11 protein-coding genes and 1 riboswitch are annotated in these 12,222 nt (G+C 37.3%); of the genes, 8 read left to right on the forward strand and 3 right to left on the reverse strand.

What is annotated here, in order from left to right; all coding sequences use genetic code 11:
* Window positions 1-104 precede the first annotated feature (104 nt).
* Both IGJ19_RS00295 and IGJ19_RS00300 read left to right on the forward strand, forming a co-directional pair.
* Window positions 105-614, forward strand: a complete 510-nt coding sequence (locus IGJ19_RS00295) for an RNA polymerase sigma factor (protein WP_217809049.1) — start codon at window positions 105-107, stop codon at window positions 612-614.
* A 4-nt stretch (window positions 615-618) separates the two neighbouring features.
* Window positions 619-1,632, forward strand: a complete 1,014-nt coding sequence (locus IGJ19_RS00300; protein WP_430604283.1) for a DUF4179 domain-containing protein — start codon at window positions 619-621, stop codon at window positions 1,630-1,632.
* Window positions 1,633-1,910: 278 nt separating this feature from the next.
* Here the strand turns inward: IGJ19_RS00300 and guaA are convergent, their stop codons facing one another.
* The 3 genes from guaA to IGJ19_RS00315 form a co-directional block, all read right to left on the reverse strand.
* A complete protein-coding gene (gene guaA / locus IGJ19_RS00305) occupies window positions 1,911-3,476 on the reverse strand; it encodes a glutamine-hydrolyzing GMP synthase (protein ID WP_430604284.1) in 1,566 nt (521 codons plus the stop codon).
* A 58-nt stretch (window positions 3,477-3,534) separates the two neighbouring features.
* A complete protein-coding gene (gene coaA / locus IGJ19_RS00310) occupies window positions 3,535-4,458 on the reverse strand; it encodes a type I pantothenate kinase (protein WP_019723173.1) in 924 nt (307 codons plus the stop codon).
* A gap of 376 nt (window positions 4,459-4,834) precedes the next feature.
* Window positions 4,835-5,755, reverse strand: a complete 921-nt coding sequence (locus tag IGJ19_RS00315) for a LysR family transcriptional regulator (protein WP_195513762.1) — start codon at window positions 5,753-5,755, stop codon at window positions 4,835-4,837.
* Window positions 5,756-6,206: 451 nt separating this feature from the next.
* A riboswitch (M-box (ykoK) riboswitch) is annotated at window positions 6,207-6,374 on the reverse strand.
* A 330-nt stretch (window positions 6,375-6,704) separates the two neighbouring features.
* Between IGJ19_RS00315 and IGJ19_RS00320 the strand changes: the two genes are divergently transcribed.
* The 6 genes from IGJ19_RS00320 (at window position 6,705) to IGJ19_RS00345 (ending at window position 12,215) form a co-directional block, all read left to right on the forward strand.
* Window positions 6,705-7,310 carry a class I SAM-dependent methyltransferase gene (locus IGJ19_RS00320; RefSeq protein WP_195274006.1) on the forward strand — a complete coding sequence of 202 codons (606 nt, stop codon included), beginning with the start codon at window positions 6,705-6,707 and terminating at the stop codon, window positions 7,308-7,310.
* Window positions 7,311-7,716: 406 nt separating this feature from the next.
* Window positions 7,717-8,301, forward strand: coding sequence for a hypothetical protein (locus tag IGJ19_RS00325; protein ID WP_104872642.1), 585 nt, complete (start codon window positions 7,717-7,719; stop codon window positions 8,299-8,301).
* Entirely contained in the window at window positions 8,285-8,851 is a 567-nt protein-coding gene (locus IGJ19_RS00330; protein WP_108144368.1) for a hypothetical protein, read from the forward strand. Before IGJ19_RS00325 ends, IGJ19_RS00330 begins: the two co-directional genes overlap by 17 nt.
* Window positions 8,852-8,865: 14 nt before the next feature.
* Window positions 8,866-9,447, forward strand: coding sequence for a hypothetical protein (locus IGJ19_RS00335; RefSeq protein ID WP_161642265.1), 582 nt, complete (start codon window positions 8,866-8,868; stop codon window positions 9,445-9,447).
* 308 nt (window positions 9,448-9,755) lie between these two features.
* Entirely contained in the window at window positions 9,756-10,772 is a 1,017-nt protein-coding gene (locus IGJ19_RS00340) for a LacI family DNA-binding transcriptional regulator (protein ID WP_071867745.1), read from the forward strand.
* Window positions 10,773-10,913: 141 nt separating this feature from the next.
* Window positions 10,914-12,215, forward strand: coding sequence for a pyrimidine-nucleoside phosphorylase (locus IGJ19_RS00345; RefSeq protein ID WP_430604285.1), 1,302 nt, complete (start codon window positions 10,914-10,916; stop codon window positions 12,213-12,215).
* Window positions 12,216-12,222: the final 7 nt, after the last annotated feature.

Consider the following 12,222-nt stretch of genomic DNA (forward strand, 5'->3'; position numbering starts at 1 on the left):
AGCTGATTTGACAAGGTATCCATTGTTTAAGAAAAATTTTTTGAAAGGGAACTTTTTGCATGTTTTTTTGCTCTAATAGAGTAGATAAAGGTGGTGAATTTCTATTGTTAAGTGAAAAATGGCTAGTTAAAAGAGCTCAAAAAGGGGATGGGGAAGCCTTTGTAAAGTTAATAGAGCAGTATGAAAATGTTCTTTATGGGATAGCCAAAAGATATTTAGGTATAGAAGATGCAGCCGATGTTTTACAAGATACTATTTTAATTGCTTTTGAAGAAATTGGGAATTTGAAACAGCCTCAATATTTTCATACGTGGATAACAAAAATATTAATTAATCAGAGTTATAACCTGATTAAGAAAAACAATAAATTTTCCTATAACTATTCTGACAATCATCAAAAATTATTAGTAGAAGATTGTGAAGAAGGATTGGAACTTGAAAACCTTATTTCAAAGCTAGATCCGGTGTATAGAGTACCGATTTTACTTTATTATTACAGCGGTTTTTCATACAAAGAGATTAGTATTATTCTTGGAGAACCATTAGGGACTGTTAAATCAAGAATTTTTAGAGGTAAAGCCTGGTTGAAAAAAGAATACACGAAAGGTGATTAAAAATATGAATGAAGATTTTGAAAAAGAATTAACTAATCTAAAATATAATGAAGAAAAAATACCTAGGGAAGTAAAAGAAAAAATAGATGTCGCATACCAAAAAATCAAAACAAGTAAAAATAGGAGAATAAATTATAGAATAATACTAATAGCTAGTATAGCTGCGTTGGTTTTGATAGTTGTTTGCATCTCTCCAATAACACAAGCTGTTGGAAATTATTTGAAATTTGGACAATTTACATCCAAAAAGTTAGTGGAAGGAGAATTTGTTCATCAACTAAATAGTGTTGTTAAAGACAACGAAATTGAAATCAAATTAGAAAAAGCTTACATAGACCAGAAACAATTAGGACTATATTTCATTATCAATCTTCCTGAAAAATCCAAGCTTGTGTCCTCAAAAATAGATTACTATAACCTAGGATTTTCGATAAAAGAAGACGGCGAAGTACTATTTACAAACAACTCTACAGAAGATTCTCAAGTTGACTCGTATACATTTAATCAATATTTCGATGATTCCACAAATACTTTAGAAATTTCTTATCTAATAAATAGTTTCGAAAATGATTTTGATACTATGGAGGAACTGTCAGTTGAAATTAACAAAATAAGTGGAGTAAATCAAGGTGGAAAAGGAGCTGGGAAAGGATTTTCTAAGGTTGAAATATTAACTACGGAAGGTAATTGGCCTTTACCTGTAAATGTACAAGAAATGAAAAATTTTCAACCAATTGGTTTTACAGGTAATGTAATAGAAACTGGTAATAAAGCCTTTGGTAAAGCTTATCCTACAATGTTTGTTGTAGAAGCTGATCAGTTGAATGTTGCAAAAAATAGTACCGACATAAAACTCACCTATGAAAGTGAAGGTAAACTGAAAGAATCTAACTTATTGGAAAGTCGTTTATCTAGTGATGGTAAAGTACTTTGGTATTTTGATTTTATTGGATACGATGAGCAAGGTGTATTAAATGTCCAAATTGATGGTAAAGATGTCATTGTATTAAAAAAATAGTGTTTTAAAAAGTTAGATTATTGGTCTCATTTTTCAATGGATTTCAATTTGTGTGTTGAGTAGAACCTTTCCCATAAAATAAAGCAAGACAAAAGCTATAAAGACATATCTTTATGGTATAAACTTCTTGTTCAGAAATTTAGCTATGACACAACTATAAATAGTACATCAAAGAAACAAAGTTATTCAATGGACTTCTTTTTGTATTCCTATAGATACAAAACAAAAAAACCGTGAATCCCTTCATTAACAAAGGATTCACGGTTATTTTGATTATTCTATTCCCACTCCACAGTTGCTGGTGGTTTAGAGGTAATATCGTACACGATACGGTTCACGTGTGCGACTTCATTGACGATACGTACAGAGATTTTTTGTAGCACATCCCATGGGATACGTGCAAAGTCAGCTGTCATACCATCGATCGATGTGACCGCACGGATACCGACTGTGTAGTCATACGTACGACCGTCGCCCATGACACCAACAGAACGGATACCAGGTAAAACCGTGAAGTATTGCCAGATGTCACGGTCAAGACCGGCAGCGGCGATTTCTTCGCGTAAGATCATATCTGATTCACGGACGATCTCCAATTTTTCTTCAGTGATTTCACCTAAGACACGGATACCAAGACCTGGTCCAGGGAATGGTTGGCGCCAAACGATTGAGTCAGGCATACCAAGCTGTGTCCCTAGTTCGCGGACTTCGTCTTTGAATAATGTGTTCAATGGTTCGATCAATTCAAATTGCATGTCCTCAGGCAAGCCACCTACGTTGTGGTGTGATTTGATCGTTTGGGCAGTTTCTGTTCCACTTTCGATTACGTCGGTGTAAAGTGTTCCTTGTGCTAAGAAAGACACACCTTCTTCGCCGGCAAGCTTTGTTGCTTCGTCGTCAAACAAGTAGACGAACTCGTTACCGATGATTTTACGTTTTTGTTCAGGATCAGAGACACCTGCAAGTTTATTTAAGAAACGTTCTCTTGCATCTACTTTGATGATGTTCAAGCCGAATTTTCCGCCTAAGCTTTCCATGACTTGATCCGCTTCGCCTTTACGCAATAGACCATGGTCAACGAAAATCGATGTTAATTGATCACCGATCGCTTTTTGTAAAAGGACACCAACGACGCTTGAATCCACTCCGCCAGATAAACCAAGTAAGACTTTTTTATCGCCAACTTGTTCACGGATTTTTTCGATCTGCATGTCGATGAAATTGTTCATTGTCCAATTGCCTTCACAGTGACAGATGTCAAAAGCAAAATGACGTAATAATTCGATTCCGTATTCTGAATGACGGACTTCTGCGTGGAATTGGATACCGTAGAAGTTACGTTCTTTGTCTTGGATCGATGCAATTGGGCAATCGCTACTTGTAGCAACAGTTTCAAAACCTTCTGGTACTTTGGTTACTAGATCCCCATGGCTCATCCAAACGGTTTGTTGTTTTGGTGTTTGGCTGAATAGTGCCGCATCATCGGCTGTTACTTCAAGCAATGCTTTGCCGTATTCACGGTTTTTCGCAGGCTCAACAGAACCGCCAAGTTTGTACGTGATCAATTGCATACCATAACAAATACCCAACACTGGAATTCCTAAATTGAAGATTTCAGGATCAATGCCAAAAGCATTCTCATCATAGACACTGTTTGGTCCTCCAGAAAGGATGATCCCTCTCGGATTCATGGCTTTCACTTCTTCAGCTGTAATACGGTGGCTCAATAATTCAGAAAAAACACCTAAATCACGGATGCGTCGTGTAATCAATTGATTATATTGACTACCGTAATCTAGTACGATGATTTTTTCAACGTTTGTCATATCGGCAACGTTCGTCACATTTATTACCCCTATCCCTTTAAAATTTATCTCAAAATAGTTGAACTATTTTAAAATGCTAATATTTTCGCATGAAAATCGAATCGATAATATGATTTTCAGTTTTATGGAGAATTATATCGGCTCTTCCACGAGTAGGCAAGATATATTCGTTTAAATTCTTCAAATTCACATTTTTCCATACATCTCTTGCCATTTTAAACGCATCTTCACGATTACCAATGGCAAATTGGTAGTAATAGTTTTGTGGATGTTGAAAAGCTGTATCAAGTAACGCGCCAAAGCGATCCAAATACCATTTTTCAATCAATTCAGAATCTGCATCAACGTAGACAGAGAAATCAAAAAAGTCACTGACGTAAATTTGTTGATTAGCTGGTAGTTGAAGCGTGTTGATTCCTTCGACGATCAAAATGTCCGGTTGTTGGATCAGTTCATATTCATCGGGAATAATATCATAGACATCGTGAGAGTAGACTGGAACTTTGGTTGTTTCTTGACCGGATTTCACTTGATTAAGAAAATCGATCAACCTTTCCATGTCATAGCTTTCCGGAAATCCTTTCCGGTCCATGATACCACGTTCTTTTAAGACTTTATTCGGATATAAAAAACCATCTGTGGTGATTAGCTGGACATTTCTTCGTTTGAATGTCCGAGACAAAATCATTTGCAATAAGCGCGCGGTGGTGCTTTTACCGACTGCGACACTTCCGGCAATCCCGATAATAAACGGTGGGACTTGAGTGTATTTATGAAGGAATAACCCTTTGCTCAGAGAGAGGGATTCAAACTCTTTCATATGCAGAAAAATCAAGTGCGCAAGTGGTACATAAATGTCGCGAACATCTTGCATGGAAATACGGTCATTCAAACTTTTTATACTATCTAGTTCATCTTGTGTCAATGGAGCTTGACCATTTCGGTAAAATTCGCGCCACTCTTCTCTTGCCACACGGTAATAATTCATTGGATCATTCATACATAGCCTCCTGGATTCTCCCATCAATGGACCTATTTTAACATAAATGCGTGTCAAACCCTACCACTTAGGCGAGAAACTAAATGGTTTTTTCTCATATCAAAGGATGGAAGAATAGGCGTTCTTTCTTTTTTGATAACTGAAAAGAGGCGAAGAGAATAGAGGATTGTATAAGAAAAAAGTAACAGTTTAACTCAAAGTTAGCTGAAATAGTAGGAATAGAAGTAACATTCTGGGAAATAAAACGACACCCACCAAAAATTGAAGAACAAATTCAGTGGATGCCGCCTTACTTTTCGAAGATAAATCTCTCTATGATCTCTTATCAATGTTCATTTACGACATTGAAATACTTGTTTTATTTTGATTTCAGTATTTATCGTTTTGGTAAGTAATAGGTGCCAGTATCAGCAGCGCCCATCATTTGTGTAGTGTGACATGTTTGATTGAAAATCGCTTGGATTTCTTTTTCAACCTCTGGATAGAAGTAAAAGTTTTCTGATTCACTGTTTTTATAAAGATAAAAATGAATGGTTGGAAATGTTGGCAGAGAGACAAAACAAACAGGTTCAATAGCTAAAAGTTCTTGCGCAAAGGTATTGGCTAATAGCATTCCTTTTCCTTCTGTAATCATTTTCGTTGCTCCTAAACTATCTGGACAGACGACATATTTTGGTTCATTGGTCAGCTGTTTGACTACTTTTTTCGTAATCACTTGATGTTCGACATGGTCGAGTAAAAAGATAAAAGGTAACTCTTCTAGTACTTCCGCGGATAATATCCCATCTGGTTTTACAAAATAGCTACTGATTGCAACTTTAAGTTCCAAAGTGGCTAACCTTGTTTGAATGAATTTGGGGTGATCTAAGGTAGCAGAAGTAATGGCAAAGTCGATTTCTTTCTGACTTAGTTTATTTAGCAGATCCAATGAAGGAATATAACGGTAGTCGATCGTAAAGTTTTGATGCCGGCTTGGATATTTGTTTGCTTCAAAGATAAACGAAGCATCGCTTGTGCCGACACGCAAAGAAGGATAGTCTACTGATTCATTTAATGAGATATTCAATTTCTTCGCTTCCGCCAAAATCAATTCTACGGAAGGAAGGATCGCCTTTCCATGGGTACTCAATATGATCTTTTTCCCGTGACGCTCAAACAGATCTGTCCCGATTTCTTGTTCTAAACTTTTTAACGAACTACTTAACGAAGAAATACTAACATGGAGCTCTTTTGAAGCTTGTGAGAGACTATTGAAACGGGCAATCATATAGAAATATTCTAATTTTTCGATCGACATACAGCTATGCCTCCTTTATCATTCTATTCTCCTCATAACTGTCTCATGGGCCTCTTAAGAAAACAACAGTTATCTTGAAGTGCACGTAGAGATTAAACAATCCTTAATATTTTGTGAAATAAATCACTATATAATTGAATAACAAATGAATCCTTACAATTGATCGGTTGCTGATGGAATTGGATATAAGTTGGTAATTCATAAATTTTTGATGGAAAGGCAGTCATTGATTTGTTGCACGGGATGAAGCAAATCTCAACTAGGCAAGGAAATCGAAATCGCCGAAAACAGAAAGGGAATGTCGAGTCTGACATTTTTACCTAAAGCGGTTTGTCATCGTTATTTTGGTGGTGCGATTTTTGCTGACAACATAAAAAAGCCTCCTTAATACATAAAGGGCGGCGTACTCAAATAACCATTGGAAAGTGTAATTTGCAATTGTAGTGCGCAATTGTAATCACGTTAATTGAGCTTTGGCTTTCTGAGACGTAAGAAACAAGTTCTAGTTATCTTGGTAAAGCCTTAATTCGACAATCCCTGCTTTACTCGTTACTGTCTCTCGACATTTCCGAGCGATAACCTATGTTCTTCAGAGTAACCTCACCTAATATGATTATTTTTTCAATCACATCATAAAGGTCAGCGGAAGTAAGAGTCAATAATACTCCTTCTTTTAATCGGGTGATCATCTCGCTATTTATCATCATAAAGACGGTTATATCAAGGGTCATGCTCGTCCGATGTACCCTGTTCCTACTTTCACGAAACAGATTACGCAAATACCGAAAAAGGGTAAATAGAGAAATTCTAAGGAATGCGATTTTTCCTTCTATATTGCATTAAATAGCTTCATTCGGTAAAAGAAAACCGAAGACATACAGTTTCACTTGCACCTTCTCATAGAACACGTTAGACTATGAACAACTAACAGATAAGAAGGATGGAAACTATGACGAATCATTATTATTCCGAACACCCAGAGACTGCTCATGAGTTTGACGAATGGTCATTTGAGCTAAGAGGGAAAACCTTTCAGTTCGTGACGGACTCCGGCGTGTTTTCACGTGAAACAGTCGATTATGGCTCACGTGTATTGATCGATGCCTTTGAATGGGCACAGTTACCAGAAGGCAAAATTTTGGATGTTGGCTGTGGCTATGGTCCGATTGGGCTTTCTCTTGCCTATGCGAGTGAGCGTTTTGTTGAAATGGTAGACATCAACGCCAGAGCGGTTGATTTAGCCCAAGGAAATGCGAAGCGAAATCAAATCAAAAATGTAGCGATTCACCAGTCAAACATTTATGAAGAGGTGCCAGAAACAGACTACGCTGCGATCGTCAGCAATCCGCCAATCCGTGCAGGCAAAAAAGTCGTACATGAAATCTTGACGGGTGCGTATCCTCGTTTACGTACGGGCGGTACTTTAACGATCGTCATTCAGAAAAAACAAGGTGCACCTAGCGCACAAAAGAAAATGCAAGAAACATTTGGGAATGCAGAAATCGTGATCAAAGATAAAGGCTATTATATTATCCGAAGTGTAAAAGAAGATTGAACATAATCGAATGAAAATAACGAAGCAGTCGAAGAAATAAGTAAGATTTCTTTGACTGTTTTTGTTTGTTCACATATGAAGAGGGGAACTGGATAGGTAGGATAAACGGCAGAATAAATAAAGTGAAAATTGCAAAAGACAAGAAACGAAAAATAAAAAAATTGGAAATAAAATAACTTGTTTCTGATTTTTTGTTGTTTTAAAATAAAATTGATTTAATAGATATACAAGCAATTTTTATTTTGTTTTAAATAACGTTGGATAGTTCTGTTGGAAGCAGGTGTATGGTTATCGATATAGCATAAACAGATAGGAGAACTAGACAGGAAATAAAATATTTTATGTTAACCATTTGTTGAGAGTTACAGCGAGAAGTTATTTAAGAAGTAGCGGAGGAGGAAAGAGGATGGAGTTTTTTAACAAAGAAGAAATGGAGAAACTTATATATAAATGGAGCAATAGAATGGGGAAGTACAAAATACTATATTTGGATCATGCTTTTTTTCGTACAACAGACTATCAAGAGGAACAGAGCCATAAACAAGCAATTTTGCAATTTTTAAATAATAAGGATCATCATTTCAACAAAAAAGACAGCAGCTCAATAGAGAATATCATTTTTAGCGAACTTTTATCGTTTGATCACCTAGAGCAGTACCCGATTTTAGTCAATCCTGCGTTGATGCGAGGATCTAATCTTAGCTATAGCGATTTTTTTGCTGATTATGGACATTATACCCATGCTTTTCTTTATGGTAGGGAAGATCATTCTAGTGCAGAGAAGGATTTTTATCGTTTAAATAAAGAATTATTTCCAGAGCAAGAGCGTTTAGTTATTAAAGAATGGAATGATGATTGGTCGACATTTTTTCGTATGGGTAGAAGGCATAAAGGAAACCGCTTATTCACAGTATACGATCCACAACAAAAACGTATAACTGTTATTTACATACCACTAGTAGAGGAGGAACCATATGAAATTATTGGATAAGGAGACGAATCGATTTGTATTGACCATGGTTGAAAAAAACATTTGGATGAAAGATTTAGCAATCAACTATGTATTTTTCCAAGAAAAGAATGATCAAGGATACGAAAGCCATAGAAAAGCAGCCCTAGCATTTGTTACGTTCATCAATCAGAGACGAGGGCATGATCGAATTGAGTATACAGATAAACTTGATTTCCCAGTCAATATAACAGCATCCTATTCCATAAACCCAAGTGTAATGGAAGCAGAACGAATTTCATTCGACGCTTTTTTTTCTACATATAGTGACTTGAAAGGGCAGTATCTTTCAGATTATGCCTACGCTTTTTTTAAAATCCCTTTTTTCTATAAAGGAAGTAAAAAAGATTTTATTGAACTAAATGATTACTTGTTTCCTAGGAAAGAAACGTTAGTCATTTATCAATGGAACAACACGTGGTCAGATTATTTTGCTTATGGAAAACATTCCGGAAAAGGAGCGTATCTGTGGACGATTTATGATCCAACAAGAAAAAGATTTACGGTATGCGGGGCATCTACATTGAATTGAATGAGGAGGACAGAATGAAATTCTTAAAAGAAGAGACGTTTCAGTTTGAAAAGAAGCTTTGTTCAAAAAAATTTCCAAGAGCTAGGCTTGGACTCGATTATGTATTTTTTGAAGAAACAGATTATCGTGGATGGCCCAGTCATCGTAAAGCTGCCCTCGAATTCATCAAAGTGAAGAATGATGAAAGAGGTGTTCCAGGAATTCTCTATACAGATGTACGTTACTTTGATGATTTACCTATCATATGTAGTCCGATTAAATTGATATATGCAGTGAATCCGGAGTTAATGTATGGGAAACAGATAGAGGTAGATGCTTTCTTTTCAGTTGAAAAAGCAGATAAAAACAACTATGTTTCTGGTTACGCCCAAACATTTCTTTGTTCTATGTATTCTAATATTGGAGATGAAGCAGATTTTATTTTTTGGAATGATGTATTATTTCCTGATAAAACTGCGTTAACGATATACAAGTGGAATGATAATTGGTCGAATTATTTTTCTGCGGGTAGGGAATGGATGGGTACTTTCTTTTGGACAATTTCTGATACTGCATCAAATAAACTGATAGTTATCGGTTGTTCTTTGACTGATTGAGGAGAAGTGGATGTCAAAACACCAATTAGCTCAGAAATGTTGAGTTCAATTGGTGTTTTATTGTATAGATCATTTAGTTAAAAGGAGGTGTGTTCCGCACCTATATAGCCAGTGGAGGTGGGTAAATAAAGTTGGACTGGGGAAAGTGAGAGCGAACTTCGAAAAATAAATCGTTGTTTATAAAATTTAGCTGGCAAATATTTATCTGAGACGCATTTACTTTTGACCAAGCCTTTTTTCCCTCTATCCATTTCGAAAACCATTTGGTACACTGTTAGGGAATTTACATATATAAAGGGGGAACAAAAGTGAAACTGACAATTCGAGATATTGCTGAGATGGCGGGTGTTTCAGTGACGACTGTGTCACAGATTTTAAATAATAAAGGCAGCCGTTTTAGTGAAAAGACACGAAAAAAAGTGTTGTCGATCGTAAATGAACATCATTACAAGCCAGATTATTTTGCTTCTAATGTGATCAATCGTCACTCAAAAACGATTGGTATGATCGTGCCAGATGTGACGGATTTCTTCTTTTCAAAAGTGATCGAAGGGGTTGAAAGTTATTTAAATCCCTTAGGATATGTCATCATTCTTTGTAACTCCAGACATAGTCAAGACAATGAACTGAAGTATTTAAGGGAACTTTCTCATCGATCCGTGGATGGTTTATTGTTAGCAACGCCGAATGTATTGCCTCAAGAGTATGCCCTTGATAGTGGTTTTTATAACAACATGCCGATCATCCTGATCGATCGTGGGTTGAATCGTCGGGATAACGGTCGCTTGATCGTGAAGGAATATGAAGGCGCTTATCAAGCTGTCTCGTTATTGATCAAAAATGGTCATACTAAAATTGGTATGCTAAAAGAGACAACTGGCTATTATCAGTTAGAAGAGCGATTCAATGGTTATCGTCATGCATTAAAAGATCATGGATTAGCGTTCAACGGTAAGTTTGTAGAAGAAGGAGATCTGACTGTCCAAGGAGGGTACGAAGCAAGTAAACGCTTGTTACGGCACAAAGATGTGACGGCGGTGTTTTGTGGCAATGATGCCATGGCGATTGGTTGTTACCAAGCAATCGATGAAATGGGCAAGCGTATTCCAGAGGATATTTCGGTCATCGGCTTTGATGGATTAAAATTGTCTGAGTATATGATCCCTAAGTTGACAACGGTCAAACAACCGAGTTTCGATATTGGTTTTTATGCAGCTCGCTTTTTGATTGACACGATTGAATTTCCACAAAGAAAAGTTCCGAACAAAGTCTTTGAAACAAAATTAATTATTCGTGAGAGCGTAAAAACATTGACAAAGGTCTAGTAGGGCGTTATATTGCTTATGTAAGTGTTTACAAAGTTGGTAAGATACATTGCGGGAAAATAGTAAACCGGTTTACTAAAGTGGTTTACCTTTTTCGAAATTCCTGTATAATACCGAATGAAGAACGAGGAGGATTACGGCATGCGGATGGTCGATTTGATCGAAAAAAAGAGAGATGGACACCAATTATCAAAGGAAGAGATTGCGTACATTGTCACGAACTACACAAATGATAACATTCCTGATTACCAAATCAGCGCATTATTGATGGCTATCTTCTATCAGGATATGACCGATGAAGAAATCACTGATCTAACGTTGGCAATCGCTCATTCTGGCGATGTGATCGATTTGAGTTCCTTAGATGGGATCAAAGTCGACAAGCATTCTACCGGAGGGGTAGGGGATACAACCACCTTGATTTTAGCACCTTTAGTAGCAAGTGTAGGCGCAACTGTGGCAAAAATGTCAGGGCGTGGTCTTGGTTACACAGGTGGTACATTAGATAAGTTAGAGGCTATTCCTGGATTTCGGATCGAACTATCAGATGAAGAATTCATCCGCACCGTGAACGAAAGTAAAGTAGCGGTGATCGGCCAATCGGGCAATCTCGCTCCAGCAGATAAAAAATTGTATGCCTTGCGTGATGTGACGGCAACGGTCAACTCGATCCCATTGATTGCTAGTTCGATCATGAGTAAGAAAATCGCCGCAGGAGCGGATGCGATCGTGCTAGATGTGACGACGGGTGACGGTGCCTTCATGAAAAATATCGAAGATGCAAGACGCTTGGCGAAGACCATGACACGGATCGGCAAATTAGCCGGTCGCCAAACAGTAGCAGTGATTTCTGATATGTCTGAACCGTTGGGTGAAGCAATCGGCAACAGCTTAGAAGTCGTTGAAGCCATTGAAACACTTCAAGGGAACGGACCGGAAGATTTAGTTGAAATGTGCTATGCTTTAGGTAGTCAAATGGTCGTTTTAGCCGAAAAAGCGGCATCGATCGAAGAAGCGCGCGAAATGCTAAAAGAAGCCCTCGAATCTGGGCGAGCGCTAGCCAAATTCAAAGAAATGATCCAAAACCAAGGGGGCGACTCGACGATCGTCGATGAACCTGCGCGGTTGTTAACTGCTCGTTATATTTATGAACTGCCAGCGAAGACAACAGGTGTCGTGACAAAAATCGTTGCGAACGAATTAGGGATCGCAGCAATGATGCTTGGTGCAGGACGTAAAACGAAAGAAGATTCGATCGATCATGCTGTTGGTTTGCGATTGAATAAGAAAATCGGTGATAAAGTAGAAACTGGCGAATCGCTATTGACGATCTATAGTAATGAAGAAGACATTTCGCCAGTGATCGACTTGTTATATAAAAATATTGAAATCGGTGATACGGCTGAACAGCCTATCTTGATTCATGACATCATTACAGAGTAAAAGGAGA

Origin of the sequence: Enterococcus sp. DIV1368b (assembly GCF_050529595.1) — a bacterium.
Classification (GTDB): domain Bacteria; phylum Bacillota; class Bacilli; order Lactobacillales; family Enterococcaceae; genus Enterococcus_B; species Enterococcus_B mundtii.